The organism is Kluyvera genomosp. 1, assembly GCF_001266615.1.
GTDB lineage: Bacteria > Pseudomonadota > Gammaproteobacteria > Enterobacterales > Enterobacteriaceae > Kluyvera > Kluyvera cryocrescens_A.
Map to the genome: position 1 here is coordinate 57,387 of NZ_LGHZ01000009.1, position 26,120 is coordinate 83,506.

The following is a 26,120-nucleotide window of genomic DNA, read 5'->3' on the forward strand; positions in this document are numbered from 1 at the left end:
ATCGCAATAAAGATTTTTTACACATTAATGGCTAAATAATCGCTCCGGATGTAGACCTATTCTCTTTTTGATTAATGTAAATCGCCTATTTAAGCTATGCCCATTCTCTTAGCAATGGACTCTGTTATGAACAAATATACCGTTATTGCTCTCGCCATCGTCGGCGGCCTGATGATGGGCACAGCCAGTGCGAATACGTTGGATAATATTCACCACAAGAATCAAAATGCGCGACATTCTCGTCACCAGGCAGAAAAAAATCAGGTGCATGACGTCAAAAACCGGGCAAAAGACAGGCACAACAACTTCCGCGATAATCAAGATCAGCGTCAGAATACGTTCCGCGATAATCAGGATAACCGTCAGGACAGCTTTGGCGAAGGCCTGGATGCCCACAAAGACGCTTTCAGAGAGAATCAGGATAACCGGCAGGATAGCTTCCGCGGTAATCAGGACAATCGCCAGAATCAGTTTGAAAATGGGCAAGACAGCCGACAAGATTCTCGTAGCGACCGCGTCTCAGACACCCGTGACCGCATTGATGACCGTCTGAATTAATTGACGATAGCGGGCGGTTTCCCCCGACTGCCCGCTACTGCTCCTCTTTCACTATCCACGCTATCTGCTGCGTTTTCGTGGCCGGGACATGCGTTCTACGCCGATACGAACCGAGTGATTCCGGCGTGCAGTAGGTACACCTCTCCATCACCTCGATATTTTCAGATGGCACACCCGCACGAGCCAGCTGCAATAAGCTAAATGCCGGTAAATCAAACCATAGGCTATTCAACTCTCGAGCAGCGGCGCTGCTGGCATTCGGTTTTTGGGGCGTTGATGTGAACAATGATTGCCGATGGGACTGAATGACATTTTTCGCCGGCGTCTGCAATAAAGCATCGTAGAATTCCGCCGACACTTCATAACAGCAGGCACGAATATGTGGGCCGATGGCGACCACGATATCGTTGGCCGTCACGCCGAGTCTTGCAAATTGCTCAACCGATTGCTCAATGATCCCCGCGGCCGTCCCACGCCACCCGGCATGTACGCTGGCAATATGCTGCCCATTGCGTGATGCCATGAGCAGCGGCAGACAATCAGCCGTCACAACGCCAATGGGATGCCCTGCCAGGGACGTCACGACGCCGTCGACCCAAGGCCGTTGCTCGAGTTGGTGCGTGAAATGAAGGATGTCTTTGCCATGAACCTGTTTGATATCAACCAGCGGAGACTTATCGAAAACCGCAGACTCATGCACGTCAAGAAAGGCGTGGCGGACGCCGGGAATGTCCGCCAGTAAGTGAGAGAACCAGGCCATTTTTACCCATCACCGTTATCGTATCTTTGATAACGGTACTGCGGCGATGCCTACCTGACAAGTCACGGGCATCGCCTGCGATGATAAATTACAGCACCTTGCTGAGAAACGCCGCCGTACGCGGGTTTTGCGGGGCGCTGAAAATGGTCTCCGGCGTGCCCTGTTCCTGAATGATTCCCTGGTCGATGAAAATAACCCGGTCGGCGACTTCGCGCGCAAAACCCATTTCATGGGTGACGATGACCATAGTCATCCCTTCCCGCGCCAGGTTTTTCATCACCTCAAGAACGTCGCCCACCAGCTCCGGATCGAGCGCCGACGTTGGCTCATCAAACAGCATAATGGATGGCTGCATCGCCAGCGCCCGCGCGATGGCGACACGCTGCTGCTGGCCGCCGGAGAGGCTTGATGGCCAGGCATCGCGTTTATCACTCAGCCCAACTTTCGCCAACAGGCTTTCAGCAAACACCACCGCATCACTACGATTCATACCGCGCAGCGACATCGGTGCCATCAGCAAATTTTCCAGCACGGTCATATGTGGGAACAGATTGAAGCGCTGAAACACCATCCCGACGCTTTCGCGCATTTTATTGAGATCGGTTTTCTTATCATGAACCGCAAAACCGTTCACCACGACTTCACCTTCGCTCACCGTTTCCAGCGCGTTCATGCAGCGCAGGAAGGTACTTTTACCCGAACCCGACGGCCCAATCACGCATACCACTTCCTGCGGTTGGATGTCACAGTCAATACCGCGCAAAACGTGGCTTTCACCAAAGTGTTTATGTAGATTTTTAATGTGAATCACTTTTGCCAAACCTCTTTTCCAGACGATTAACCAACTGCGCCAACACGAACGTAATCACCCAATACACCAGTGAAATGGTCAAATACGGTTCCCAGTAAGTCGCATAGGCACCGGACACGGTACGAGCGGCGTAGGCCAAATCGGCAAGGCCAATGGCCGAGGCCAGCGAAGAGTCTTTGACGATAGCAATCGCGTTATTGCCCAGTGGCGGCAGAATACGGCGAAACGCCTGCGGCAGAATAACCTTGCGCATGGTTTTCCACCACGGCAGCCCCAGCGCACGCGCGGCTTCCATCTGCCCTTTATCGATCGACTGAATCCCCGCACGGAAAATTTCAGAAACGTAGGCCCCGGCATTGAGCGTAATAGCGACAATACAAGACAGAAACGCGCCGTAGTTTGAGCGCAGTTCACGTGCAAAATCGCTGCTCATCACGCCGCTGGTGACCAGCAAACCATCACGTGGGTTAATGAATAACGGGACTAGCGCGAAGTGCACCACCATGATTTGTACAAACAGCGGCGTGCCGCGAAAAGCGCTGACGTAAAAGCGTACAGGGAACTGCACCAGGTAACGCAAAATGTATTTCCACGGCCCATGCTCAGCTTTTGCCATTCGCCCAAGTCCGAGCGTGAGGCCCCACAGCGTGCCGAGGATCACGCAGATAATGGTGCATTTGAGGGTCATTATCGCGCCGTCAATAAACAGCGGGCCATACTCCTCGATAATTTCCCAACGGAATCCCGTCATAATGTATCCCTGAAATAAAACGGCGATCGGCCATAAAGGCGATCGCCGTAAAAAATGAAATAAGCGTTACTGCGCCGGCAATGCAGGTACGTCGGCGTCAAACCAGGTCTGATAGATTTTAGCGTAGGTGCCATCAGCAACAATTTTCTTCAGGCCCGCGTTCAGCTTGTCGCGAAGTTCCGTATTGCCCTTAGCCACCGCAATGCCGAAATACTGGCGTTCAAACCTGGCATCCGGCACCAGCTTGAACTGTTTTTCTGGATGCTGTTTGATGTAGTACTTCACCACACCGACATCGCCAACCGCCGCGCTAACACCGTCTTCAAACAGCTCCTGCAGCATTAATGGGGTGTTGTCAAAACGCTTAATCGCGGTGCTGTTTTTACCGAGGACATCAGATACCACGATGTCACCTGTACTGGAGTTCACCACGCCAACTTTCTGATCTTTGAGGTCCGCCAGTGAAGCCACTTTGGAATCCTTCGGCACCACGATGGACTGCTCGGCCGGGAAATACGGCGCGGAGAAATCGACCATTTGCTTACGTTTATCGGTAATGGTGATGCCAGAAATGATGATGTCACGGTCGCCGGATCCCAGGGTGGCGAAAATGCCTTCCCACGGCGTATTGATCAGTTTGATATCGAAGTTTTCCGCCTTGGCGATCGCCTTGATGATATCGATATCAAAACCTTCTAACTGCTTCTGATTATTCTCGAACTCGAACGGGCGGTAGGTGCCGCCAGCACCGACGACATAAGTTTGTGCCGCCGCATATCCGCTGGCCACCAGTGCTGCCGTAAAGCAGCAGGCTTTCATCCATTTGCTGATCATGAGATTACCTTTTTATGCAATTAATTTGCATAAAAATACATAACTTATCCAGCAGATGCAATATGCCAGGAGCGTTATTATCTCGAAAAGCAATAATTAAGCATTTTTATTGAATGATTAACGTCACTGAGGGACGGTGGGCCACTACCCAATGGCTTTGGCCAACCAAATGGTGTGCCCGGCACAGTCCGGGTCCTCCATCTTCATCTCCAGCACCGTAAAACCAATTTCTGCCAGCCTTGCCCGGTACTCCTCCGGTGCGAGGCTTGCATGAAACAACGGCTCGCCCTCAAACTGCCCCATCGCAATGCCGTCACCGGGGCCGCTGGTGAACATCAGCACGCTGCCGGGGTGGTTATGGCGAGCGAAGACCGAAAACATCTGCCGCTGGTCGTTCTGGGTGAGGTGGAAAAAACTGTCCCAGGCGAGCAGGCCGTCAAAGGTTTCACCGAGCACCAACGTGCGCATATCATGCTGCAACCAACGCTGTTCGGGAAAACGGCCGCGAGCGCGGCTCAGCATCGCCTCCGCCCCATCGACCCCGGTCAATTGAACGCCTTGTTGGATAAAATACTCCGCAATCGGCTGGCCGTTGCCGCAGCCCAGATCGAGCACGCTACCTGGCCGCCTCATTGCGGTCATAAAAGCATCCAACCAGCGCTTTTCAAAGAGCGAGCGCGAACGTAATCGGGCGAACGCGTCGGCATGACGCTGGTAAATCGGCAGTATTTCACGGGCGGCTGGATTATCCATAGAGCCTCGGTGTTATGGTCTTTTGTCGAAGAATTAACAGCTTAGAGCAAAAGCATCCGCTTCGCCATTGGCATTCCAAGACGCGCGAATCACATCAAAAAGTCCCCGTCTGGTTATCGTTCGTGCATTCCTTTTGCCCTGCCGCCATCTAACAATGTAAGAGCTTCTGTACACCAAAATAAGGGGAAAACCATGACGCAATCACATCAATATGACGACTGGCTGGGGCTTACGGGACAGGTGTTCGCCGTTACGGGAGCGGCAAGCGGGATTGGCGAAGCTATCGCCACCGCGCTAGCTTCGCAAGGTGCCGACGTGGCGCTGCTCGACCGCAACCCGGAAGGCTGCGAGGCGCTGCGCCAGAAGCTGGAACACTATCCGGGGCGGCGACTGGCAGTCGTCTGCGACGTTGCCAGCGAAGCACAAATCAAAGAAGCGGCGCATAGCGTCCGCACCCAGCTTGGCGACTGTTACGGTCTGGTCAACGCAGCCGGGATCTTACGCCCTGCCGGGCTTGCCGAGATAAGCATTGAGCAGTGGCAGACCCAGCTTAACGTTAACCTCACCGGCTACCTGCTGTGCGCCCGCGAATTTGCCGTTGATATGCGTAAAAACAAGCGCGGCAGTATCGTACATATCGGCTCCATCTCTGGGCGTATTCCACAGCCGTGGAGCGGTGCCTACAGCCCGGGAAAAGCCGCTGTTGGCCTGCTGTCCCAGCAGATCGCCGTGGAGTGGGGACAGGATGGTATTCGCAGCAATCTGGTGGCACCGGGAATGATTGAAACCGCGCTCACCGCCGAATACTACGCCCAGCAGGGAGTACGCGAAGCCCGCGAGGCCTTCACCGCCAGCCAACGTATCGGTAAGCCGGAGGATATCGCCAACGCGGTATTGTTCCTGCTCAGCGATAAATCCGGCTATATCAACGGCGCGGAAATTGGCGTCGATGGCGGCTTACCGACCATGCTGATGGGTAAACTGCCGCGACCGGGCTTTACCGGCTAAACCACTCACCTGCTCAGCGACATTGCCTGGGCAGGTTCACACTCTATCTCGCTGGGTTTGTCGCGGAAATCACGCGGTGAAAATCCGGTCGCGCGACGAAAGAAACGCGAAAAATAGGTCGCATCGCTAAAGCCAAGATAATCCGAAATTTGGCTCACGGTCATGCTGGTGTAAAGCAGACTGCGCTTGGCTTCCAGCAGCAGCCGCTGGTGCAACACACCCAGCGCGCTGCAGCCATGAAACTCGCGGCACAGCGTGTTGAGGTGCACCCCGGACATGCCTATTTGGCTGGCGTAGTGTGCCAGCGGGAAATGCTCCCGGTAGTGATGCTCCACCAGCTGATTAAAGCGACGTACGGCGGCGCGTTTACGCTCCACCTTATCGCTCATCTCCGCCAGCGGTGTAGCCTGCCGGTTCAACCAGACCATCAGTGCACTCAGCTGCGAATGCAGCATCATCGCCCGCATCTCGTTATCCGCCGCATACTCCTGCTGTAGCGTGTGAAACAATGCGTTAATCTGCCCCTGCGAATCACCGACCGCAATGCGCACCGGTCGGTTCAGCACCTGCATTGCCCGGCCAAACTGCTGTTCGAACTGGGCAATAAGCGGTGCGGCAAGCGACAGTGAAAAGCCGTTGGTGCCCGAAGAAAAGCGAAAACCGTGTACGCAGAGTGCGGGAATAATCTGTATGCAGGGCTGCGAAAACGGCTGGCGGACGCCTTCAATTTCGATATCGCCCTCGCCCTGCTGAACGTAGAGAATTTGCACCAGATCGGTGTGTTGATGCGCGCGGATACGCCAGTCATATAGGCTGCTACGGCTATGAATCGACTCACAGTGCAGCAGGTCTGGCGTCGGCCAGTGCCAGCTTTCACCGTAGAGTTTAAAAACCGGAATGCTATTTGTTAGATTCATGACGCCTCCGTTGAGATGGTGCGCGTCCCCGGGAACGCGAAAAGATTTCCCGGGGAGAGCTTAAGATCAGCGCATAGAGGCTGCGCGAATCAGCCGCGTCTCCTGAGCCACAATATACGGCTCAGAGGCTTTTAGATAGGCGGCAAAATCCGGATGCGCATCGCGCAGGCGGCTGCGGCGTTCGTATTCATCGAGACTTTCATAGCCCCACAGATGTACAAACTGGTTTTGTGGCCCGACGAAGCTGGTGTAAAAACCCAGCGGGTTACCGAGGGTGTCGATAAGTACTGGCATCGCCAGCCGCTCAAACACCTCAATAAACTCGTTCATTTTGCGCAGTCGGATGGTGTAAATCCGGTGGTCTACAATCGGCAGCGTCATGATTTGATCTCCGCTACCTGGTGCGTTGGCCAGCCCAGCGGTCCAAAACGGTCGTATGGCTTGGGCCATGGCGCCGTTTCGCCCAGCGCAATGGCGGCGTGAATCGGCCAGTTTGGGTCATCGAGCATACCGCGGCCAATCGCCACCAGGTCCGCCCGCTTTTCGGCAACAATCGCTTCGGCCTGCGGCGCTTCATAAATCAGCCCAACGGTAATCACCACCGCCTCCGGTAGCGCCTGTTTTACCGCCTCAGCAAACGGCACCATATAACCCGGCCGGTCGGCAGGCGGCGTCTGGTTATAGATGTTATAGCCACCAGAAACATGCAGATAGTCATAGCCAAGAGCGTGCAGTTCGCGGGCAAACTGTACCGCTTCCTCCAGAGTCAGACCGCCTTCGGCAAATTCACCACCGTTGAAACGTACGCCCAGCGCCCGGCTTTTCGGCCACACATTGCGTAGCGCACGCGCCACCCGAAGCGGGAAACGCATACGATTTTCCGGGCTGCCGCCGTATTCGTCTTCGCGCAAATTGCTCAACGGCGAGAGGAATTGGTTCAGCAGATAGCCGTTTGCCGCATGCAGTTCAATAAAATCAACACCCGCATTCAGCGCCCGCTCAGCGGCGGCGACAAAGCCGTCGATGATGCGCGTCATCCCGGCCTCGTCAAGTTCCTGCGGCACTCGCCAGCCGGGCTTATAGGCCACTGCCGACGGCGCTACCGTTGGCCAGCCGCCTTCGTTATCAGTCAGCGACGCCCCCTGATTGCGCCACGGCGCGTTGGTACCCGCTTTACGTCCGGCATGGTTCAACTGTATGCCGATAGGGGTATTGCTGTAGGTGCGAATATCAGCGAGCAGCTTTTGCAATGCCTGCGCCTGTTCGCGGTTCCACAATCCCAGGCAGTGCGGGGTAATGCGCCCATCCGGCGTCACGCCGTTGGCTTCACAAATCACCATTCCCGCGCCGGAAATGGCTAAACCGCCAATATGCTGGGCGTGCCACGGCGTGGCTAAGCCGTCGTCTGCCGCAGAATATTGCGACATCGGCGGCACAACGATACGGTTGGCCAGCGTCAATGGCCCCATTGGTAACGGACTAAACAGTGTCGACATCATTTTCTCCTGACTCATGATGCGGCGCGCTGCGGCGTCGCTTCGGTTTCCCCACGCGCGGCCATGCTGCGGGCAGCGATATAGCCAAAGGTGGCGGCCGGGCCAATGGTGATCCCCGCCCCCGGATAGCTGCCGCCCATTATGCTGGCCATCTCATTCCCTGCCGCGTAAAGGCCGGGGATCGGTAGCCCCTGGTTGTCCAGCACCCGCGCTTCGCCGTCGGTTTTCAGGCCATGGAAGGTGCCGAGATCGCCCATGAACATTTTCACCGCATAGAACGGCCCCTGCTCAATGGGCGCCACGCACGGGTTGGGTTGATGGTTTGCGTCACCGAGATAGCGGTTGTAGGCGGATTCGCCGCGGCCAAACTGTGGGTCTTTGCCCAGCCGCGCCTCGGTGTTGTACTCCTCGACAGTGCGTTCAAGCGCTCGCACAGGAATCCCCATTTTTTGCGCCAGTTCCGCCAGCGTTTTTCCTTTCAGCAGGTAGCCACTGTTGACATACACCGACGCCGGAATCGGTGCTGGTTTAGCAAAGCCCATGCCGTATTTGCGCAGCGCCCGCTGGTCGCAAATCTGCCAGGCGAAGGTTTCCGCATCGTCGCGACAGGTTTCAATCATGGCGATACCCACGTCGTGATAGGAGTCGGCTTCGTTGCAAAAGCGCACGCCGTGGCGGTTGAGCATAATGAAACCGGGTTTGTAGCGATCGACCAGGTGCGGGAAGACGTACTGCTGGCGGCCAATCTGCACCTTCGAGGCGGGGATCCACGCCGCACCGTGCGGATAGCTGTCGTCAAAGCGCGCGCCAATGCGTTCCGCCATCGCAATACCGTCACCGGTATCTACACCCGGTGGCGTTGGCGAGAGCTGAATACCGCCGCGACGAACGTGGGGATAGATTTTTTTCAGCCGCGTCTCATCGCGGGCAAACCCGCCGGAGGCCAGCACCACGCCGCGTCGGGCATACAGTTTGACTCGTTCGCCGTTCACTTCCGCCACCACACCGCGCACCACGCCCTGTTCAACGATCAGATCTTTTGCCGCCACGCCGGTGTGAATCGGGATCCCCAAGTCCAACGCAGAGCAGGCCAGCCTGGCGACCACCGCGTTGCCGCCATTGGCGGTGATCCCGCGCCCATAGCGGGCAATTTCCAGTAGATGTCGACTCAGGCGCTTGACCACGTATGCGAAAGATTTCAGCGATCGCGTGGCGTTGAAGAAGTGCTTCAAATCGTTGTTTGAGGAGCTGAACATCATGCCCATAAAGGTGATGGTACGCAGCGGCTTGCGCAGTCGCGACATCGCGTCGCCCAGCTCGCGGATATCAAAGGCTTCCGGCACCACCGAACGCCCGCGCATTACGCCGCCGGGAGCGTCGGGATGGTAGTCAGGGTATTGATACAGGTTGCAGCGAAAACGGGTGTTGTCTTCAAAAAAACGCAGCATTTCCGGGCCATTTTGCAAAAACGCGTCAACAACCTCTGGGCGAAAGCTGTCTCCCGCTTCACTTTGCAGATAGGTGCGCGCGGACTGCTGGCTATCTTCGATGCCCTGCTGACGCGCCAGATGGTTGTCAGGGATCCACAGTACGCCGCCGGAAAAAGCGGTCGTGCCGCCGAACACCGGCTCTTTTTCGATAACCTGGACATCAAGTTCGTTCAGCCCGGCGGTAACCGCGGCGGATAAACCGCCGACGCCGCTGCCAATCACCAGCACATCACACTCGCGGGCGGGAAGTTCTACAGCCATAGGGGACCTCGCAGATGAATGATCTTTATTGTTTTATTTATGTTTTTAAAATGTTGCACATGCATTTTTCACAGCTCTCAAGGGAAAAAGAAGGCCACTTTCCAACCAAAACCTGCACTTTTCGACAATTGCGCCAAAGTGTGGTCTGACTCAACTTTTTTGCGGCTTCGGCAATAGAGAAGCGCCTGCTGTTAAGCCCTACTCAGCTCACAAGATGAACAACTGTCGCTTGCCTGGCGTCGATTTTTATCGCCGAATTCAGGCTCCATTGATTACGGGAATTAACGCTTATGCAGCGCTCACCGACAGGACAAAACCGGCATCATGCCCACTAACGTCACTTCACGCCGGGCGCTGCCCAATTACGCGCTGTACGGTGCCGATGCTGGACAGTCGGCGGTCGATATCGTGCATCATGAGCGCATACCTTCCCGCGCCAGCCGCTTTGGTTTTGATATCGAGCCGCATTTTCACGATGCGCTGATCCAGCTGCTGTACATCACCCGCGGCGGTGGTGATACCTCGATTGATGGCCGGGTGTGGTGCTTTACCGCGCCATGTCTACTGGTGATCCCTGCCCGCTCAGTACATGGCTTTCGCTTTCACGAAGACGTTGACGGCCACGTCATCACCACCGCCCAATCGGCAATCGAATCCGTGGCGATGACCACCGCTCCTGACCTGCTAACGGTTGTACGTGCCCCTGCGGTACTGGCCCTCGAAGCCACCCCATCCTCTGAGACTTCGTTAACCCTGCTGTTTGATGCTATCGGGCGCGAGGCTGAGCACCCGGAGCGCTGGCAATACACCGCCGGGCTGGCGTTAACCCTCGCCCTGCTGGTGCAGGTGGCGCGGCTGAGCGAAAAAGCCCAGCTTGCGCAAAATCCGGCACGGGCAGCCGTAGTGGCCCGTATCGAGCGTTTTCGTGCCCTGCTCGACGCGCGCTGCCGTACCCGCCAGCCGGTGGCAAGCTACGCTGACGCGATGGGCATTTCCGCTGGACAGCTCACCCGTATTTGCCGCGAAGCGTTTGGCATTTCGGCGATCGAGGCTATCGATCGCCGCGCCATCCATGAGGCAAAACGTCTGCTCGGTTATTCGTCGTTCAGCATCAAGCAGATTGCTCGTGAACTGGGCTTTCGCGATGAGGCTTACTTTGGCCGCTTCTTTCGCAAGCAAACCGGGCTGCGGCCCACCGAATATCGCCAGCAGGAGCAGGGGCGTCTGCGGCTCTCACCTTAGTTCGCCCGCCGGATCATCCGCACGTACAGATGCTGCGGCCCGGAGTTGGTAAGGTTGTTGCCACGAACGTATTGAATGGGCCGCGTCGGGTCGAGGCTAATTTCCCCGACTTTTTGCGCCACCAGTTTTGCGGCGATTAGCGTTTCTAGCTTCGCCAGCGGCTGCCCCAGGCACTTGTGCATCCCGTTGCCAAAGCCCAGATGGCCGCGAGTATCGCGGTCGATATCAAAGGTTTCACCATCGGTGAATTTACGGCTATCGCGGTTCGCCGCCGACAGCAGCAGTCGCACCATCGCCCCTTTCGGAATGGTCACCCCGGCCACCGTGGTCTCTTCGGTAGTAATACGGCTGACGCGCTGGACGGTGCCACGATAGCGGGCCACCTCTTCGACAAAGTTGTCGGCATCATCGATATTGCCCTGCAGGCGCGCCACCAGCGTCGGTTGCTCGGCAAACATGCGAAACGCATTGGCGACCAGAATGGTGGTGGTGTCGTGTCCGGCGATGAACACAAAGGCACACAGCTCTTTGGCCTCTTTTTCCGACAGCAGCCCCTGCTTCCACATGCGGGCGATATGCCCGCCGATAGACTGACTGTTGCTGACATACAGCCGTTCCATCGCCGCTTTGAGATAGGCAAAGAAAGCCATCGCGCTTTGTTCATCGGTGCCGGTACCTGGAGCATTACGCGCCAGACGGCCGAAGTAGCTGAAGGTTTCATCCGACCAGAACTTCATCTTCTCTTCGTCTTCGTTAGGTACGTCGATCATCGTCGAAATGGTAGCGATACTCAGCGGAATCGCGAAATCTTCCACCACATCGCCGCCGCCGTTTTCCAGCATCCGCTCCAGCAAGGCATCGGCACGTCGTTCGATTTGTGGGATAAACGGCTCCAGCGACAGCGGCATAAACGATGGCTGCGCCACCTTACGCAGACGGGTATGCCCTGGCGCATCAAACAGCGTCAGGAAAGTCAGCGGTGGTGGGCTCACCACTTCCGAGGAGAACAGTTTGGGATTACGAATGGCCTGATAAACGTCGTCGTAGCGCGAAAGGAACCAGACATCAGTGGTGGCCGATTGGCAGCGCAGCACCGGCGCATGCTCACGCATCCAGCGGTAGTGTTCATAGGGGTCGCCCTGCGAGCCATCATCAACCACCTTGAAAGGCTCAAGCTCAGGCGGCCAACTAAGTTCATGAGAATATGGCGGTAGTACTGGCGGCATCATGGCATGGAACGGGCAGCGCGCAATGTCCTGCTCCTCATCCGTCACGATTGCGCAAGCGTCAGGGGTGACGGCTACCGGCATTGAATCTTGCGCCAGCGCTCGGCTCATGGTGGTGCGCGAATGTTGGGCATGCTGAGCCAGCACGTCGCGCGCGGCGTTCAGATCGCCATATTCAAATGCCGCCACCAAATCCCTGTGCTGCTGGACGATATCCCCGACGATTTCCACGCTGGCGGTCAGCGCACGATGAATATATTCCTGCACCGCCAGTGTGCTGTAGAGCGCAATCAACTGGGCATTTTTGGTGGCCTCAATCAGGAACATATGGAAGGCGTGGTTGGCTTCGGCATAGCGCGTCACGTCGATAAAACGCCGCCCGGAGACAAACGCTGCGGTGGCCTCCGCCAGCCGACGGAAAGCGATCAACTGCTCGCCGGAGAGCCGCCCCATGGTCAGCTGAACCGCTCCCAGCTCCAGCGCCAGGCGCAGATCGAAAGCATTGTCCACGTCGACTAACGCCAGCGGAATGCGCGTAGGCTCGGCGGGCTGCGGTAACGGTGGCTGCGTCATCACAACGCTGCTGCCGGCAAATTTCTCGTAGTAGAAATTACGCGGCGTCAGCCCCTGAGCCTGCAGATAATCGCGCACCGCATCCACCATTGGCGGTGGACCGCAGAGATACACATCAACGTCACCACCATTAAGCTGTGCGGCGTCAACATGTTGCGTCACATAGCCTTTGTGTAGGTGCAGGCTTTGCGGGTCGGCCACCGTGCACAGGTAGCGAAAATTCGGCAAACGGCGCGCGTAGTCATCAAGCTCGCTCAGCGCCACCAGATCCTCATCGCGGGTAACGCCGAAGATAAGCTGGATGGCATGCGTGGTGTCCCCGGTTTCTGCCAGTTTATCCAGCATCGACAGGAACGGTGCCAGCCCGGTGCCACCCGCCAAAAACAGCGCCGGGCGCTCCAGCGGGCGCAGATAAAAACTGCCCATTGGGCCGCGCAAACGAATAGCATCACCCGCTTTGGCACGCTGGCTCAAATATCCGGACATCAGCCCCTGCGGCACATTGCGTACCACAAAGCTGACTTCGCGGGCCGAGGGGCCGGAGCTAAACGAATAGGAGCGCGTTTCTTCCGTGCCCGGTATCTGTACGTTAACGTACTGCCCCGGCTGAAAGCTCAGCGCTTCCCGCTCATCAAGCGCAAGGGAGAAGGTGAGCGTGGTCGGCGACAGCGCCCGGCTCTCGGTGAGATGACCGTGATAGTCACGGACACTCACACCGTTGGACGCGGCGGCAATCTCCACTATGCAGTCGCTGGAAGGGTGCATCTGACAGGTCAGGACGCGCCCTGCGCCCGCCTCCTGCGCGGATAACGCATCATCGACGTAGTCGCCCAGTTCATAGTTTCCCGAACGACAGGTCGCCTTGCAGGTGCCGCACACTCCATCACGACAATCGAGCGGAATGGCAATTTTGGCGCGCAGCGCGGCATTAGCGACGGACTCTCCGGCGCGGCAGTCTATCTGCTGCGTTACGCCGTCTTCAAAACGAAGGGTAATCTGATGACTCATCTCTCACATCCTCCAGACAGTTGCACTCGGAAAATCCGAATGCCCCATATCAAGCCGGATGAGGCTTTGAATCAACGGACAGAGATGACATTAAACAGGACAAATCCGGCATCCCGCCGGGTTTAGCGGGTGCGGTCACACTTGTGCAGACGGCGGAATCAGTGCAATAAACTTATCAACTAAAGGGTTATTGCGTGCAGTCGACCAGGCCGCCGCGGTGGTCACCACCTCAATCGGGTTGTCGAGTGGAACGGTGAGCACGTTGGCCGGTGAAAGTCGCTCCAGCGAGTCAGGCACCAACGCAATCCCCTGGCCACAGCCGACAAAAGCAATCTGTGACGCGACCGAGCGAGCGCTGTGAATGATACGCGGCGAAAACCCTTCGCTGCGGCAGGCGGCGGTAATGCTGTCGAAATAGACTGGGCTTAAGTGGCGCGAGAACATCACCCACGCTTCGTGCATCAGCTCACGAATGGCAATGCGCGACGCTCCTGCTAGCCGATGGTGCCTTGGCAGCGCGACAACCAGTTCGGCGCTGGCGAGCGGCAGCAGCGCTATCCCCTCGCCCATTGCGCCGGTTAGTCGAGCGAAGGCAAGATCGATTTCGCCGTTTTGCAGCGCCGGAATCGCCTCCGCACTGTCGATCTCTTTAATCGAGATAACAATCTCCGGGTACTGCGCTTTCATGCTATCGAGCAGTGGCGGTAGGACATCAAGCATCGCGGTGCTGATTGCGCCAATAGTGAGCATCCCGGTATGGCCTGCGACCGCTTCATTCACCGCCAGCTCCAGCCGCTCGACCTGCTCGGCAAATCGCTTAACGGCGGGCAGAATCGCCAGCCCCACCGGCGTGAGCTGAACGTTGCGCTTTGAACGGTCGAAAAGCTGCACCTTGAGCGACTGTTCCAGCACCTGAATTTGCTGAGTCAGCGGCGGCTGAGTCATGCCAAGCTTTTTGGCCGCTCGGCCAAAGTGTTTCTCCTCCGCCACGGCAAGAAACAGCCACATGTGGCGAATAATACGGAAATTAATCATGGCCTACGCTTCCTGTCAGTTTGCTGGGGCGTGCGAAATCATAACGCTGATTGATATTAAAAACATATCAGACCGTTATCTTAATACGATTTTACATATCGGACCCAACGGGTGAATATCACCACCTTTACATCTTCCATCGGGTTTTTATGTTCAGCGAATTTCATCACCAGCAGCAGACCATCACCGTACAGGGAACCGACATTGAGGTTGCCGCCATTTACCGTAGCGGCACACGCGAGCCGATCGTTTTCCTGCACGGCTTCGGCTCCACCAAAGAGGACTATGCCGATATCGTGCACCACGCCGCCTTTAATGACCGGCCGTTTCTGGCCTACGATGCGCCGGGATGCGGCGAAACCCGCTGCGCCGATGTGAAGAAAATCTCTATTCCGCTGCTGGTCGACACCGCACTGGCGATGGTCGATAAACTCGGCTTCACCCGTTTTCATCTGGTCGGCCATTCGATGGGCGGCCTCACTGCGCTGATGCTGGCACACGCCTACCCCGAGCGGGTGCTGAGTTTTGTCGATATCGAAGGCAATATTGCACCTGAAGACTGTTTTTTAAGCCGCCAGGCCATCGACTACCCTGACGGTGACGACGAGCAGTTTTTTGCCGATTTTATCGCCCGCACCCACCGCTCTCCAGCCTGGGCCAGCGCCCTGTACGCCGCCAGCCTACGGCATAAAGTCCGGGCGGCGGCGGTGCGTCCCATTTTCACCTCGATGGTCGACTATTCCGATCACGGCAAGCTGATGGCCAAATTCCTCAATCTGCCCTGCCCGACGATGTTTATGTACGGCGAACAGAACAACACGTTGAGCTATCTGGCGGACATTGAACGGCGCGGCGTGACGCTCGCGGAGATTCCGTACTGCGGCCATTTTCCGATGTATTCGAACCCACTGGCGATGTGGCAAAAGATCAGCGAACTGCAGGGCCGCGTGGCATGAGGCTCAACCTCTCCTCAACGATGGCGGGGTTTTCGCTGGCGGTGCTGGCCGCGTTTGGTTTCTCGTTTAAAGCCATTTTCGTCAAGCTGGCCTATCAGGTGGCTCCTGTCGATCCGGTGACGCTACTGATGCTGCGGATGTCGATGTCACTCCCGCTGATTGCGCTGACCGCGCTGCCGGTTTTGCGCCACGCCAAAGCGCTGCATCGCCGCGATTATGGGCTGCTGGTTGTGCTCGGCGTGGCGGGATACTATGCCTCAGCAATGCTTGATTTTATGGGCCTACAGTACATCACCGCCGGGCTGGAGCGGCTGATTCTGTTTACCTATCCGATGCTAACGATTCTGATCGGCGTCTTTTTCCTCGGCAAAACTTTTGAGAAAAAGCTGCTGCTGGCGATGCTGCTCTCCTACGGCGGGATCCTGATTGCCTTTGTGCATGACCTCGGTTTCACCACCGATACCCGCGCGGTGATGCTCGGCGGCTCACTGGTTTTTGGCTGCGCCATCACCTACGCCATCTACAGTGCCGGGGCCGAAGTGGCGATTGGCCGCATGGGAGCAATTCGCTTCTCGGTGCTGGCGCTACTGGTGTCGATTATCGCCACCCAGGTTCACTTCTTCTCCACGCGGCCACTGAGCGCACTGCATTTGCCATGGCAGATCTACGCGTACAGCGCCGGCATGGCGGTGTTCTCAACGGTGATGCCGATTTTTTGGCTCTCTTCTGCTATCGCCCGCATCGGCGCGGCAAAGGCGGTGTTGATTGGCCTGATCGGGCCGATTCTGACCATTCTATTTAGCTGGTGGCTGCTCGACGAGCCGCTGTCGGTTGAGCAACTGCTGGGCACCGGGCTGGTGGTGTGCGGCCTGCTGGTGGTCATCAGGCGATAGATTCACACGGCGGCTCGCACTCCTGGCATGAGCCGCCATCCCTTCTTACTTAAACAAACAATAAATGGAACGCTAATAGTTCCAGTATTGAATTGATAAGCATTATCACATTTTATATCGTCGCCAGCTCTCTCCAGGATATTGGATATCTTGCAGTTTTCGCCATGGGACGGGCGGGAGGTCTTTTGACTTTGCCGTGTTCCATAAGGTTATCCAATGAATTCCAGCCTTGCCGCCAGCGTTGAATCGGACGCCCAGGCGATTTCCCGCCGCTATCGCCGGGTCATTTTGCAGCGTTATCTGCTCGCCGGTATCGTCCTGCTGTGCATCGTCTGCTCCCTGCTGCTTGATTTTACCCTCGGCCCCTCGGGCATTTCCGTCTCTACGCTATGGCAAACCCTGTTCCACGCCGATGCGGCCGACGCCGGTATCCGGGTGATTGTCTGGGAACTGCGCTTACCCTTCGCCCTGATGGCCGTGTTGGTCGGACTCGCGCTGGGTCTCGCCGGCGCCGAGATGCAAACGGTGCTCAATAACCCGCTTGCCAGCCCGTTTACCCTCGGCGTCTCCTCCGCCGCTTCGTTTGGCGCAGCGCTGGCGATCATTCTCGGGTTGGGTATTCCCGGTGTGCCGGACCAATGGTTTATCTCCGTCAACGCCTTCGTCTTCGCCTTGCTGGCCTGCTTTATTCTCGACGGCATCAGCCGTTGGACGCGTGTCGCCACATCCGGCGTGGTGCTGTTCGGCATCGCGCTAGTCTTCACCTTTAATGCGCTGATCTCCATTTTGCAGTTCGTCGCCAGCGAAGACACCCTACAGGGCCTGGTGTTCTGGACCATGGGCAGCCTCGCTCGCGCGTCGTGGGATAAGCTGGCCATTCTGGCGGTGGCGCTGCTGGTTATCGTGCCGCTGTCATTAAGAAGCGCGTGGAAGCTCACCGCGCTGCGCCTGGGCGAAGACCGCGCCGTCAGCTTTGGCATTAACGTGCGTCAGTTGCGTCTGGCTTCGCTGCTGCGAATCAGCATTATTTCCGCCCTCACCGTTGCCTTTGTTGGCCCTATCGGTTTTATCGGCCTCGTGGCCCCGCATATCTCGCGCATGATGTTTGGCGAAGATCACCGTTTTTATCTACCGGGTAGCATGCTGATTGGCGCACTGGTGCTGTCGCTGGCGTCGGTGGTGTCGAAAAACATCGTTCCCGGAGTCATCATTCCGGTCGGCATTGTCACCTCGCTGGTGGGCGTGCCGTTCTTCCTGAGCATTATTATTCGTCATCGGGGGACGCTGTAATGGACGGACTCACGATCCACGCCCTGCATACCGGCTATCGGCATAAAAAGATTATCGCCGACCTCACCACGCCCACGCTGCCGCGTGGACAAATCACCGCGCTGCTGGGGCCAAACGGGTCAGGGAAGTCAACGCTGCTGCGGGCGCTGGCAGATCTTAACCCGGCACAGGGGTCCATTATCCTCAACGGCGAAGAGCTGACGGCGCTATCGTCGGTTAAACGTGCGCAAAAAGTGGTGTATCTGCCGCAGTCGCTGCCCGCGGGGGTTCACCTGCACGCGCTGGAGTCGGTCGTGGTGGCTCGGCGCGCCAGCGGCCACAGCGACGGCAACGTGGAGGCCGAAGCCTACGGCATTCTTGAAAAACTCGGCGTCGCCCATCTGGCGATGCACTATCTCGACCAGCTTTCTGGCGGCCAGAAACAGCTGATAGGCCTCGCGCAATCCCTGATTCGCCAGCCGGCGCTGCTGCTACTCGACGAGCCGCTAAGCGCCCTCGATCTCAACTATCAATTCCACGTGATGGATATCGTCGCCCGCGAAACCCGGCTGCGCAATATCGTCACCGTGGTGGTTATCCACGATATCAATATCGCGCTGCGGCACTCCCAGTACGCCGTGATGCTTAAAGACGGCGCGCTGGTGGCAAGCGGTGAGCCGGGTGCGGTGGTTTCACCGCAAAATCTGGCAACGGTCTACGGCGTACGTGGGCGCGTTGAACGCTGTTCACAAGGGCTGCCCCACGTGGTGGTCGACGGTTTAACGACATAACAATAAATGCAACACGGGGAAACATGACAATGAAGAAGGCAATACTGGGTGCGGCTCTACTGCTCTCGCCGCTGCTGGCGCTGGCGCAGAACTGGCCGGTGACGGTCACGGATCTGGATAACCGTACGGTGACCATTGAGAAAGAGCCGCAGCGTATCATTTTGCAGGATGGCCGCGATATTCTGACGCTAGCGGTGCTGGAGCGCGAAAATCCATTCGCTAAAGTGGTAGCGTGGAACAACCTGCCGAAAAAGCAGGATAGCGAAACCTGGAACGTGCTCAAGCGCAAATGGCCCGAGGCGGATAAGATCCTCGATATGAAATTTTCCGATCAAGGTAACGTCGATCTGGAAACCATTCTCTCTCGCCATCCGGATTTGATGATTGCCCAGCTGCGCGCCAAGCCGTCGCTGGTACAAAGCGGCGTGTTAGCCAAGCTCGACGCCCTGCACGTCCCGGTAGTGTTCGTCGATTACGAACTGCATCCGGTCGAAAATACCCGTCCAAGTATTGCCATGCTGGGGAAAGTGCTGGGGCAAAGCGCTCGCGCGCAGGCCTATCTGGACTTCTACCAGCAGCGTCTGGATTTGCTGCATCAACGCCTGGCTGAGGTGAAGAAGAAACCGCTGGTGTTTATCGAACCGATTGCCGGGGTCGCCGGGCTGGATAACGGCTGCTGCTTCACCCATGCGCGCAACGGCTGGGGCGGACTGGTTGAAGCCGCGGGCGGCGAAAACATCGGTTCTAAGCTGTTGCCGGGCGCAACCGGGAACGTGTCGGTGGAGAAAATCATCGCCATGAACCCAGACTATTACCTGATGACCGGATCAAAACGTCCTGGCAAAGGTACAGCGATTATTCCGTTTGGTTACAACGTTGACCAAAACGATGTGACCCACGCTTTTAACGCTCTACTGGGACGTCAGGGTGTGAGCAGCATTCCGGCGGTCGTCGCGGGGCATACCGGTGCGCTATACCATCATTTTTACAATAATCCGTACAACATTATCGCCATTGAAACGTTAAGTAAGATCTTCTACCCAACGCAATTCAAGGATGTCGACCCGCAGGCGGATTACCACACGCTGATTACCCGTTTCACCGATATTCCAGATGATAAGGTGATTCTGAGCTACACCCCGGCCAAATAATGGCCCCCTGCCCGGGCCAATTGCTGGCCCGGTTTTTCCCCGGACTTTCCCTCTGATTCGCAGCACCCGCCACAACACGGTATGATGCAGCGCCGAATATCGGATAACTGGCGATAGATTGCGGTTGATTTGCCGCTAAAATCGCTGCGGTATTCTAAAATTTTAAGCAATGATGCCGCCCGTACCGTCAAGCTGACCTCGGAAAATCAGTCTATTTCTGGCTCATTTCGTTGTTCTACGCCATAAGGTGAATATCCTTGGCGTATTTAATTGATATACCATAAGAAAAAATAATAAATTGGTGTCACAGCGCCTTAATTTCGACCCGTAGATGACTCTCGCATATTGATGAAATTTGCCCTTAACATTCTTGACTGGCAGGCCATGGCCCCAGGATTAAGCGACGCGACGCAGTGGCTGGCATGGTCACGGCAGCCGCACGCCATCGACCCTGCCGCACCACAGGCAAAACTTAGCGAACTGCCGATGATGACCGCCCGTCGCCTGAGTTCCGGCAGCAAGCTGGCGGTGGAATGCGGCATGGCCATGCTCCGCCGCCATCAGATTGATGCCGTCCTCTATACCAGCCGTCACGGCGAGTTGGAACGTAATTACCGTATTTTGCACGCGCTGGCGACCGAGCAGCCGCTCTCCCCGACGGATTTTGCCCTGTCGGTGCATAATTCTGCGGTCGGTAATCTGACCATCACGGCCAAACAGCCGATCGTTTCGTCCTCACTTTCCGCTGGAAAAGAGACGTTCCAGCAGGGGCTATGTGAAGTCATGTGCCTGCTTCAGGCAGGTTTCCAGCGGGTATTGATGGTAGATTTTGACGGTGCGCTGCCGGAATTTTATCACCCGCATCTGCCACCCGAGATGCCTACCTGGGCCTATGCCGTGGCGCTGGTGATAGAAGCCGGTGACGGGCTATCGTGTGAAACGCAGCCGCAGGCCCCCCATCCCCCCGAAGCCGCGCTGCCGCAAAGCCTGCAATTTTTGCAGCACTACCTTCAGAACGCGGCCGACTTTACCCTAGCTGGTGAACGCCTCACCTGGCGCTGGCAGCGTTCATGAACGGTTTCTGCTCACGAATAAACCGCCTGTGGCGCGCGGCAATGACCGGCTTCTGCTTTGCGCTTTTTGGCCTCGGCGGGCTGCTGCTCTCTGTGGTGTGGTTCAATCTGCTGCTGCTGGTAGTCCGCAACAAAGCCCGCCGTCGTCAGCTTGCCCGACGCTCTATCTCTGCCAGCTTCCGCGTGTTTTTGGCGGTGGTAAAAGGCGTCGGCGTGCTCGATTATCGTATTGAGGGCAAAGCCATTTTAGCGCAGGAGCGCGGCTGTCTGGTGGTGGCCAACCACCCTAGCCTGATTGATTACGTGATGCTGGCGTCGGTGATGCCGGAAACCGACTGCATGGTGAAAGCGGCGCTGCTGAAAAACCCGTTCCTTAGCGGCGTTATCCGCGCGGCAGACTATCTGATTAACGATCAGGCAGAAAAACTGCTGCCTGCCTGTCGTCAGCGCCTGCGTCAGGGCGACACGATTTTGATTTTTCCCGAAGGGACCCGTACCCTTCCCGGGGAAAAAATGACATTACAACGCGGCGCGGCCAATATTGCCGTGCGCTGCGCGAGCGATTTGCGGCTGGTGGTTATCCGCTGTACCGAACATATGCTGGGTAAACAGAGCAAGTGGTACAACGCCCCGCCAACCAAGCCTCGGTTCACCGTCACGGTGGGCGAGCGAGTGCAGATCGGCCAATTTTACGATGCAAAAACACAGGAACCGGCGCTGGCGGCAAGGCAGCTCAACCGGCATCTTTTGCGTCAATTACAATCAGGTACTACGCCTGGCACAGGAATGAATGATGCAAGCGCTCTATCTTGAAATAAAAAATCTCATCATCACCACGTTGAATCTGGATGAACTGACCGCCGACGACATTGATACCGACGCGCCGCTGTTTGGCGAGGGGCTGGGGCTGGATTCCATCGATGCGCTGGAGCTGGGGCTGGCGGTGAAAAACCAGTTCGGCATTGTGCTGTCGTCTGAGAGCGAAGAGATGCGTCAGCACTTCTTCTCCGTCGCCACATTAGCCACTTATATTCACAGCCAGAAAGCCTGAGGAGTGCCATCATGACCGATAAAAACGCTATTTACGAAGAAGTCTCCGCGCTGCTGGTGAAACTGTTTGAACTCGATCCGCAGGATATTCGTCCTGACGCCCGCCTGTACGAAGATCTGGAGCTGGACAGCATCGATGCCATCGACATGATTGTTCATTTGCAAAAGAAAACCGGTAATAAAATCAAGCCGGAAGAGTTTAAGGCCGTGCGCACCGTGCAGGACGTGGTGGACGCGGTAGAACGCCTGTTTAAAGAAGGCTAACTCATCGTGTCGAGCGTACGCTCGCGACCGCTGCTATCGCTGCTCACAGGATTACTGCTGCTGGCCTGGCCATTTTTAATTTGGTTTGGGCTGGCGCATAACGACCTGCACTGGCTGCTGCCGCTGATGGCGCTGCTGCTGTTATTACGTCTGTTGCAGACCCGCCGTCTGGCCGGGCCGCTGCGCGGGGTGATTCAGTTGGTCGCCGCGGTAGGCATCACGCTGTGCGCCGCCAGCTACATGCTGAAAACCCACCAGTTGCTGCTGTTCTACCCGGTGGTGGTCAACGCGGTAATGCTGGCGGTGTTTGGCGGATCGCTGTGGTCGGCAATGCCGATTGTCGAGCGTATCGCGCGCCTGCGCGAGCCGGCCCTGTCGCCTGTCGGCGTACGCTATACCCGCCGCGTGACCCAGATCTGGTGCCTGTTTTTTATCTTTAACGGCAGCGTCGCGCTGGTGACCGCAGTACATGGCGATATGACGCAGTGGACCGCGTGGAACGGCATGATTGCCTATCTGCTGATGGGCAGCCTGATGGCCGTCGAGTGGCTGGTGCGCCAGCGGGTCAAAAGACGAGAGGCACCATGAACTCACCGTTAAAACTTGCCGAGTGGCTTACCGCCCCGCGCCCCGCCGACACGCTGATTGCGTGGTCCGCCGACCAGCGTTGGACGCTGGGCTATCTGCGCTGCGACGTAGCGGCGCTGATACCCTACCTGCAGCAGCAACAGGCCACGCGCTGGGCGCTGTGCTTTGACAACAGCTATCTGTTTATTGTTGCCCTATTGGCGACGCTGCATGCGGGTAAAATCCCGGTACTGCCAGGCCACAACCGCGCAGCGTTGCTCAATGAGCAACAGACGCTGTTCGACGGCATTTTAAGCGATGGACAACTGGCGTGGACAGGCCCGAGCCGTCTTGTCACCTCATCAATGCAAAGCGCTGATACCGACCATTTTCCCGCACTGCATCGCGATGCGGTGATTGAACTCTACACCTCCGGCTCGACCGGCACGCCTAAACGGGTCGTGAAAACGCGGGTACAGTTAGACGCGGAAGCGGCGCTGCTGGCCGCACTGTTTGCCGAACGCTTAAGCGGCTGCCGGGTCGTTAGCTCCGTCGCCCATCAGCATCTTTATGGCCTGACGTTTCGCATCATGCTGCCGTTGGCGTTAGGTCTGCCGCTGCATGCCGATGTTATCAGCTTTGCCGAGCAACTCTCAGCGCTTGACCGACAGCATCGTTATACCTTTATCAGCAGCCCGGCGTTTTTAAAGCGCCTCGATTATCGATTACCTCCACCGCCGTTCGCCGTCATTCTCAGCGCCGGAGGGGAACTGAACGGCCCGCTGGCGGCACAGGCCGCCGCAGGGTTGCAGGTTTGGCCGGATGAAATTTACGGTAGCACTGAAACAGGGGTGATCGCCTGGCGCTCGCATCAACAGCCGGACGCGTCCTGGCAACCGTTACCCGGCGTCGAGATTCGTCATGAGGATAAGGGATATCGCCTGTTTTCGCCGTTAATCACCGATGAACGCGGCCTGATGCTTGATGATAGGCTCGATATCCTCGTCAACGGCCAGTTCCGCTTGCAGGGGCGCCGCGACCGGGTCGTCAAAATTGAAGAAAAGCGCGTTTCGCTGAATGAAGTGGAGCTGCGCCTGCTCGCACTTGACGGCGTGCGTGAGGCGGCAGCGCTACCGATTAACCGCAGCGGCCGTCAGAGCATCGGTATCGTGCTGGTGCTGGACGATAGCCACCGTGAAAACTGGGGTAAAAAGCAGGAACTGGCGTGGCGCAAGGCGCTGCGCGCCTGGCTTGAACCGCTGGCCATCCCCCGCTACTGGCGGATAGTCGATGAGATTCCGGTGAACGGGATGAATAAACGCGTGGACGCACAATTACAGGAGTTATTTGATGAAACCCGCAGAACTTGAGCGCCGCCAGGCGCACCCGCAGCAGCTTGAGGTGGTGCTTCACCTCGACCCAGCCCTGCCGTGGTTTCGCGGGCATTTTGCCGTACAGCCACTGCTGCCCGGCGTGACGCAGGTCGATTGGGTCATGCATTATGCTCATGTTCTCGCCCCCGGCTGGCGTTTTGTCTGCTTGAAAAGCGTCAAGTTTCAATCCCCCCTGCTGCCGGGAACCACCGTCACGCTCACACTGGAATGGCAGGAAGCGCGTCAATTGCTGAGCTTTAGCTACCAGCGTCACGACGGCGATGCCCGACACCTCGCCAGCAGCGGTAAGATCGCACTATGTCGCTGACCTTTACCCCCTGCGTGCTGATCCCCTGCTATAACCACGGCACAATGATGGCGAGGGTCATCGCACGCTTACAGCCCTTTGGCCTGCCCTGCATCGTGGTGGATGATGGCAGCGATTTGGATACCCAACAAACTCTCGCACGGTTGGCGGCAGAAACCGCCAACCTGACCCTGATTCGTCTGCCGCAAAACGCCGGTAAAGGGGCTGCGGTGATTCGCGGATTGCAGGCGGCCGCCGAGGCCGGTTTCAGTCACGCCGTGCAGGTGGATGCCGACGGCCAGCACGCGATTGAAGATATTCCCAGACTGCTGACCGAAGCGAAGCAGCATCCGACGGCGTTGATATCCGGCCAGCCGATTTATGACGACTCCATTCCCCGCGCGCGCCTGTATGGACGTTGGGTGACTCACGTTTGGGTGTGGATTGAAACGCTCTCCCTGGCGCTCAAAGACAGTATGTGCGGTTTCCGGGTCTATCCTGTCGCCCCCACGTTGGCACTGGCTGGGAAGGCCACGCTCGGCAAACGCATGGACTTTGATACCGAAGTCATGGTGCGCCTCTATTGGCAAGGCAATACCAGCTACTTTATCCCCACCCGCGTCACCTACCCGCCGGACGGGCTGTCGCATTTCGATGCCCTGAAAGACAACCTACGCATCTCGTGGATGCACACCCGGCTATTTCTCGGCATGCTGCCGCGCATGCCTAAACTGCTGTTCCGTCACTCCTCCGCACACTGGGCGCGGCAGCAGGAGGTTAAAGGGCTGTGGGGAATGCGCCTGATGCTGTGGGTCTGGCGCGTATTGGGACGGTGGGCGTTTACCGCACTGCTCTATCCGGTGGTCGGCGTCTATTGGCTAACGGGCACCCGCGCGCGCCGGGCGTCACAAAACTGGATCACGCGAGTCCGCGCCGAGTTGTTAGCACGTCAGCAGACAACCCCGGCCAATCTCTCCAGCTATCGTCATTTCCTGCGTTTTGGCGAGGCGATGCTGGATAAAATTGCCGGCTGGCGCGGTGAACTCCAGTTTGGCCGCGATGTGGTATTTGCCCCCGGTGCGGAATCAGCGCTCGACGTCGACGCTCCGCGCGGCAAGCTGCTGTTGGCTTCGCATCTCGGGGATGTCGAAGTCTGCCGCGCTCTGGCCCAGCACGCGGGCAGCAAAACCATCAATGCGCTGGTGTTTAGCGATAATGCCCAGCGCTTTAAGCAAATCATGCAGGAGATGGCACCGCAGGCCGGGATCAATCTGATGCCGGTGACCGACATTGGCCCGGAAACCGCCATCTTGCTCAAAGAGAAGATCGACCGCGGCGAGTGGATTGCTATCGTCGGCGATCGCATCGCCGTCAATCCGCAGCGCGGCGGTGAATGGCGCGTCTGCTGGAGCCGCTTTATGGGGCAAAAAGCCCCTTTCCCGCAGGGACCGTTTATTCTCGCCTCGCTGTTGCGCTGCCCGGTAGATTTGCTGTTCGCTCTACGTGAGCGGGATAAGCTGCGAATTTACTGCGAGCCGTTTGCCGACCCGCTGCTGCTGCCCCGCGCCGACCGACAGCAGGCATTACAGCAGGCCATCGACCGTTACGCCGAGCGGCTGGAGTATTACGCCCTGCGCTCGCCGCTCGACTGGTTTAATTTTTTCGATTTCTGGCGGCTGCCGGAAATCCAGGATAAGGAGTGA

The 26,120-nt window shown here is 57.3% G+C and carries 27 protein-coding genes and 1 pseudogene; 16 read left to right on the forward strand and 12 right to left on the reverse strand.

Features of this window, described 5'->3' with window-relative positions; all coding sequences use genetic code 11:
- Nucleotides 1-126: 126 nt before the first annotated feature.
- Nucleotides 127-558, forward strand: coding sequence for a hypothetical protein (locus KP80_RS05850; RefSeq protein ID WP_052282655.1), 432 nt, complete (start codon nucleotides 127-129; stop codon nucleotides 556-558).
- A 34-nt stretch (nucleotides 559-592) separates the two neighbouring features.
- Here the strand turns inward: KP80_RS05850 and pgeF are convergent, their stop codons facing one another.
- The 5 genes from pgeF to KP80_RS05875 form a co-directional block, all read right to left on the reverse strand.
- Nucleotides 593-1,318: a peptidoglycan editing factor PgeF gene (gene pgeF, locus KP80_RS05855; RefSeq protein ID WP_052282656.1), complete on the reverse strand. Its 726-nt coding sequence runs from the start codon at nucleotides 1,316-1,318 to the stop codon at nucleotides 593-595.
- 88 nt (nucleotides 1,319-1,406) lie between these two features.
- Nucleotides 1,407-2,129 carry an amino acid ABC transporter ATP-binding protein gene (locus KP80_RS05860; RefSeq protein ID WP_052282695.1) on the reverse strand — a complete coding sequence of 241 codons (723 nt, stop codon included), beginning with the start codon at nucleotides 2,127-2,129 and terminating at the stop codon, nucleotides 1,407-1,409.
- Nucleotides 2,116-2,880 carry an amino acid ABC transporter permease gene (locus KP80_RS05865; protein ID WP_052282657.1) on the reverse strand — a complete coding sequence of 255 codons (765 nt, stop codon included), beginning with the start codon at nucleotides 2,878-2,880 and terminating at the stop codon, nucleotides 2,116-2,118. Before KP80_RS05865 ends, KP80_RS05860 begins: the two co-directional genes overlap by 14 nt.
- 66 nt (nucleotides 2,881-2,946) lie before the next feature.
- Nucleotides 2,947-3,714 (reverse strand): basic amino acid ABC transporter substrate-binding protein, encoded by a 768-nt coding sequence (locus KP80_RS05870; RefSeq protein WP_052282658.1) that lies wholly within the window; start codon nucleotides 3,712-3,714, stop codon nucleotides 2,947-2,949.
- Between the two features lie 144 nt (nucleotides 3,715-3,858).
- Nucleotides 3,859-4,467, reverse strand: coding sequence for a class I SAM-dependent DNA methyltransferase (locus KP80_RS05875; protein WP_052282659.1), 609 nt, complete (start codon nucleotides 4,465-4,467; stop codon nucleotides 3,859-3,861).
- A gap of 192 nt (nucleotides 4,468-4,659) precedes the next feature.
- On the opposite strand from KP80_RS05875, the gene KP80_RS05880 reads away from it, so the two are divergent.
- Nucleotides 4,660-5,475 (forward strand): SDR family NAD(P)-dependent oxidoreductase, encoded by an 816-nt coding sequence (locus KP80_RS05880; protein WP_052282660.1) that lies wholly within the window; start codon nucleotides 4,660-4,662, stop codon nucleotides 5,473-5,475.
- Nucleotides 5,476-5,480: 5 nt separating this feature from the next.
- On the opposite strand, the gene KP80_RS05885 is transcribed toward KP80_RS05880, so the two are convergent.
- The 4 genes from KP80_RS05885 to KP80_RS05900 form a co-directional block, all read right to left on the reverse strand.
- Nucleotides 5,481-6,392 carry a helix-turn-helix domain-containing protein gene (locus KP80_RS05885; RefSeq protein ID WP_052282661.1) on the reverse strand — a complete coding sequence of 304 codons (912 nt, stop codon included), beginning with the start codon at nucleotides 6,390-6,392 and terminating at the stop codon, nucleotides 5,481-5,483.
- Between the two features lie 66 nt (nucleotides 6,393-6,458).
- The gene (locus tag KP80_RS05890) at nucleotides 6,459-6,773 is read right to left on the reverse strand and encodes an NIPSNAP family protein (RefSeq protein WP_052282662.1); all 315 of its coding nucleotides are present in this window, start codon (nucleotides 6,771-6,773) and stop codon (nucleotides 6,459-6,461) included.
- Entirely contained in the window at nucleotides 6,770-7,888 is a 1,119-nt protein-coding gene (locus KP80_RS05895) for an NADH:flavin oxidoreductase/NADH oxidase (protein ID WP_052282663.1), read from the reverse strand. Before KP80_RS05895 ends, KP80_RS05890 begins: the two co-directional genes overlap by 4 nt.
- Before the next feature lie 14 nt (nucleotides 7,889-7,902).
- Nucleotides 7,903-9,639 (reverse strand): FAD-dependent oxidoreductase, encoded by a 1,737-nt coding sequence (locus KP80_RS05900; protein WP_052282664.1) that lies wholly within the window; start codon nucleotides 9,637-9,639, stop codon nucleotides 7,903-7,905.
- Between the two features lie 324 nt (nucleotides 9,640-9,963).
- On the opposite strand from KP80_RS05900, the gene KP80_RS05905 reads away from it, so the two are divergent.
- Complete coding sequence (locus KP80_RS05905) at nucleotides 9,964-10,881, forward strand: helix-turn-helix domain-containing protein (protein ID WP_052282665.1); 918 nt, start codon at nucleotides 9,964-9,966, stop codon at nucleotides 10,879-10,881.
- Here the strand turns inward: KP80_RS05905 and KP80_RS23285 are convergent.
- From KP80_RS23285 to KP80_RS05915, 3 genes and pseudogenes are all read right to left on the reverse strand, one after another.
- Nucleotides 10,878-12,680 (reverse strand): cytochrome P450, encoded by a 1,803-nt coding sequence (locus KP80_RS23285; RefSeq protein WP_269432216.1) that lies wholly within the window; start codon nucleotides 12,678-12,680, stop codon nucleotides 10,878-10,880. The genes KP80_RS05905 and KP80_RS23285 overlap by 4 nt on opposite strands.
- A gap of 9 nt (nucleotides 12,681-12,689) precedes the next feature.
- Nucleotides 12,690-13,688, reverse strand: a pseudogene (benC, locus tag KP80_RS23290) (benzoate 1,2-dioxygenase electron transfer component BenC); the annotation flags it as partial.
- Between the two features lie 135 nt (nucleotides 13,689-13,823).
- Complete coding sequence (locus KP80_RS05915) at nucleotides 13,824-14,723, reverse strand: LysR family transcriptional regulator (RefSeq protein ID WP_052282667.1); 900 nt, start codon at nucleotides 14,721-14,723, stop codon at nucleotides 13,824-13,826.
- A gap of 149 nt (nucleotides 14,724-14,872) precedes the next feature.
- On the opposite strand from KP80_RS05915, the gene KP80_RS05920 reads away from it, so the two are divergent.
- The 13 genes from KP80_RS05920 (at nucleotide 14,873) to KP80_RS05980 (ending at nucleotide 26,120) form a co-directional block, all read left to right on the forward strand.
- Nucleotides 14,873-15,679 (forward strand): alpha/beta fold hydrolase, encoded by an 807-nt coding sequence (locus KP80_RS05920; RefSeq protein WP_052282668.1) that lies wholly within the window; start codon nucleotides 14,873-14,875, stop codon nucleotides 15,677-15,679.
- Nucleotides 15,676-16,572 carry a DMT family transporter gene (locus KP80_RS05925; RefSeq protein ID WP_052282669.1) on the forward strand — a complete coding sequence of 299 codons (897 nt, stop codon included), beginning with the start codon at nucleotides 15,676-15,678 and terminating at the stop codon, nucleotides 16,570-16,572. The genes KP80_RS05920 and KP80_RS05925 overlap by 4 nt, the downstream gene beginning before the upstream one ends.
- A 216-nt stretch (nucleotides 16,573-16,788) precedes the next feature.
- Nucleotides 16,789-17,862, forward strand: coding sequence for a FecCD family ABC transporter permease (locus KP80_RS05930; protein WP_052282670.1), 1,074 nt, complete (start codon nucleotides 16,789-16,791; stop codon nucleotides 17,860-17,862).
- The gene (locus KP80_RS05935) at nucleotides 17,862-18,632 is read left to right on the forward strand and encodes an ABC transporter ATP-binding protein (RefSeq protein ID WP_052282671.1); all 771 of its coding nucleotides are present in this window, start codon (nucleotides 17,862-17,864) and stop codon (nucleotides 18,630-18,632) included. The genes KP80_RS05930 and KP80_RS05935 overlap by 1 nt, the downstream gene beginning before the upstream one ends.
- Nucleotides 18,633-18,655: 23 nt before the next feature.
- Nucleotides 18,656-19,783: an ABC transporter substrate-binding protein gene (locus KP80_RS05940; RefSeq protein ID WP_052282672.1), complete on the forward strand. Its 1,128-nt coding sequence runs from the start codon at nucleotides 18,656-18,658 to the stop codon at nucleotides 19,781-19,783.
- 348 nt (nucleotides 19,784-20,131) lie between these two features.
- Nucleotides 20,132-20,857: a beta-ketoacyl synthase chain length factor gene (locus KP80_RS05945; RefSeq protein WP_052282673.1), complete on the forward strand. Its 726-nt coding sequence runs from the start codon at nucleotides 20,132-20,134 to the stop codon at nucleotides 20,855-20,857.
- A complete protein-coding gene (locus tag KP80_RS05950; protein WP_052282674.1) occupies nucleotides 20,854-21,669 on the forward strand; it encodes a lysophospholipid acyltransferase family protein in 816 nt (271 codons plus the stop codon). The genes KP80_RS05945 and KP80_RS05950 overlap by 4 nt, the downstream gene beginning before the upstream one ends.
- Nucleotides 21,650-21,907: a phosphopantetheine-binding protein gene (locus KP80_RS05955; protein ID WP_052282675.1), complete on the forward strand. Its 258-nt coding sequence runs from the start codon at nucleotides 21,650-21,652 to the stop codon at nucleotides 21,905-21,907. Before KP80_RS05950 ends, KP80_RS05955 begins: the two co-directional genes overlap by 20 nt.
- 11 nt (nucleotides 21,908-21,918) lie before the next feature.
- On the forward strand, nucleotides 21,919-22,170 hold the full coding sequence (locus KP80_RS05960) for an acyl carrier protein (protein ID WP_052282676.1): 252 nt from the start codon (nucleotides 21,919-21,921) through the stop codon (nucleotides 22,168-22,170).
- 6 nt (nucleotides 22,171-22,176) lie between these two features.
- The gene (locus tag KP80_RS05965; RefSeq protein WP_052282677.1) at nucleotides 22,177-22,758 is read left to right on the forward strand and encodes a hypothetical protein; all 582 of its coding nucleotides are present in this window, start codon (nucleotides 22,177-22,179) and stop codon (nucleotides 22,756-22,758) included.
- Nucleotides 22,755-24,107, forward strand: a complete 1,353-nt coding sequence (locus KP80_RS05970; protein WP_052282678.1) for an AMP-binding protein — start codon at nucleotides 22,755-22,757, stop codon at nucleotides 24,105-24,107. Before KP80_RS05965 ends, KP80_RS05970 begins: the two co-directional genes overlap by 4 nt.
- Nucleotides 24,088-24,438: a hydroxymyristoyl-ACP dehydratase gene (locus KP80_RS05975; RefSeq protein WP_052282679.1), complete on the forward strand. Its 351-nt coding sequence runs from the start codon at nucleotides 24,088-24,090 to the stop codon at nucleotides 24,436-24,438. Before KP80_RS05970 ends, KP80_RS05975 begins: the two co-directional genes overlap by 20 nt.
- Nucleotides 24,429-26,120, forward strand: coding sequence for a glycosyltransferase family 2 protein (locus tag KP80_RS05980; protein WP_052282680.1), 1,692 nt, complete (start codon nucleotides 24,429-24,431; stop codon nucleotides 26,118-26,120). Before KP80_RS05975 ends, KP80_RS05980 begins: the two co-directional genes overlap by 10 nt.

Excerpts from the sequence above, each read along its gene's own strand:
- KP80_RS05945 (WP_052282673.1), top strand. The coding sequence starts at position 20,132 with ATGAAATTTGCCCTTAACATTCTTGACTGGCAGGCCATGGCCCCAGGA.
- KP80_RS05875 (WP_052282659.1), bottom strand. The coding sequence starts at position 4,467 with ATGGATAATCCAGCCGCCCGTGAAATACTGCCGATTTACCAGCGTCAT.
- KP80_RS05950 (WP_052282674.1), top strand. The coding sequence starts at position 20,854 with ATGAACGGTTTCTGCTCACGAATAAACCGCCTGTGGCGCGCGGCAATG.
- KP80_RS05900 (WP_052282664.1), bottom strand. The coding sequence starts at position 9,639 with ATGGCTGTAGAACTTCCCGCCCGCGAGTGTGATGTGCTGGTGATTGGC.
- KP80_RS05905 (WP_052282665.1), top strand. The coding sequence starts at position 9,964 with ATGCCCACTAACGTCACTTCACGCCGGGCGCTGCCCAATTACGCGCTG.
- KP80_RS05895 (WP_052282663.1), bottom strand. The coding sequence starts at position 7,888 with ATGTCGACACTGTTTAGTCCGTTACCAATGGGGCCATTGACGCTGGCC.
- KP80_RS05925 (WP_052282669.1), top strand. The coding sequence starts at position 15,676 with ATGAGGCTCAACCTCTCCTCAACGATGGCGGGGTTTTCGCTGGCGGTG.
- KP80_RS05930 (WP_052282670.1), top strand. The coding sequence starts at position 16,789 with ATGAATTCCAGCCTTGCCGCCAGCGTTGAATCGGACGCCCAGGCGATT.
- KP80_RS05970 (WP_052282678.1), top strand. The coding sequence starts at position 22,755 with ATGAACTCACCGTTAAAACTTGCCGAGTGGCTTACCGCCCCGCGCCCC.
- KP80_RS23285 (WP_269432216.1), bottom strand. The coding sequence starts at position 12,680 with ATGACGCAGCCACCGTTACCGCAGCCCGCCGAGCCTACGCGCATTCCG.
- KP80_RS05960 (WP_052282676.1), top strand. The coding sequence starts at position 21,919 with ATGACCGATAAAAACGCTATTTACGAAGAAGTCTCCGCGCTGCTGGTG.
- KP80_RS05890 (WP_052282662.1), bottom strand. The coding sequence starts at position 6,773 with ATGACGCTGCCGATTGTAGACCACCGGATTTACACCATCCGACTGCGC.
- KP80_RS05935 (WP_052282671.1), top strand. The coding sequence starts at position 17,862 with ATGGACGGACTCACGATCCACGCCCTGCATACCGGCTATCGGCATAAA.
- KP80_RS05940 (WP_052282672.1), top strand. The coding sequence starts at position 18,656 with ATGACAATGAAGAAGGCAATACTGGGTGCGGCTCTACTGCTCTCGCCG.
- KP80_RS05850 (WP_052282655.1), top strand. The coding sequence starts at position 127 with ATGAACAAATATACCGTTATTGCTCTCGCCATCGTCGGCGGCCTGATG.
- KP80_RS05880 (WP_052282660.1), top strand. The coding sequence starts at position 4,660 with ATGACGCAATCACATCAATATGACGACTGGCTGGGGCTTACGGGACAG.
- KP80_RS05920 (WP_052282668.1), top strand. The coding sequence starts at position 14,873 with ATGTTCAGCGAATTTCATCACCAGCAGCAGACCATCACCGTACAGGGA.
- KP80_RS05915 (WP_052282667.1), bottom strand. The coding sequence starts at position 14,723 with ATGATTAATTTCCGTATTATTCGCCACATGTGGCTGTTTCTTGCCGTG.
- KP80_RS05885 (WP_052282661.1), bottom strand. The coding sequence starts at position 6,392 with ATGAATCTAACAAATAGCATTCCGGTTTTTAAACTCTACGGTGAAAGC.
- KP80_RS05865 (WP_052282657.1), bottom strand. The coding sequence starts at position 2,880 with ATGACGGGATTCCGTTGGGAAATTATCGAGGAGTATGGCCCGCTGTTT.
- KP80_RS05980 (WP_052282680.1), top strand. The coding sequence starts at position 24,429 with ATGTCGCTGACCTTTACCCCCTGCGTGCTGATCCCCTGCTATAACCAC.
- KP80_RS05975 (WP_052282679.1), top strand. The coding sequence starts at position 24,088 with ATGAAACCCGCAGAACTTGAGCGCCGCCAGGCGCACCCGCAGCAGCTT.
- KP80_RS05955 (WP_052282675.1), top strand. The coding sequence starts at position 21,650 with ATGCAAGCGCTCTATCTTGAAATAAAAAATCTCATCATCACCACGTTG.
- pgeF (WP_052282656.1), bottom strand. The coding sequence starts at position 1,318 with ATGGCCTGGTTCTCTCACTTACTGGCGGACATTCCCGGCGTCCGCCAC.
- KP80_RS05870 (WP_052282658.1), bottom strand. The coding sequence starts at position 3,714 with ATGATCAGCAAATGGATGAAAGCCTGCTGCTTTACGGCAGCACTGGTG.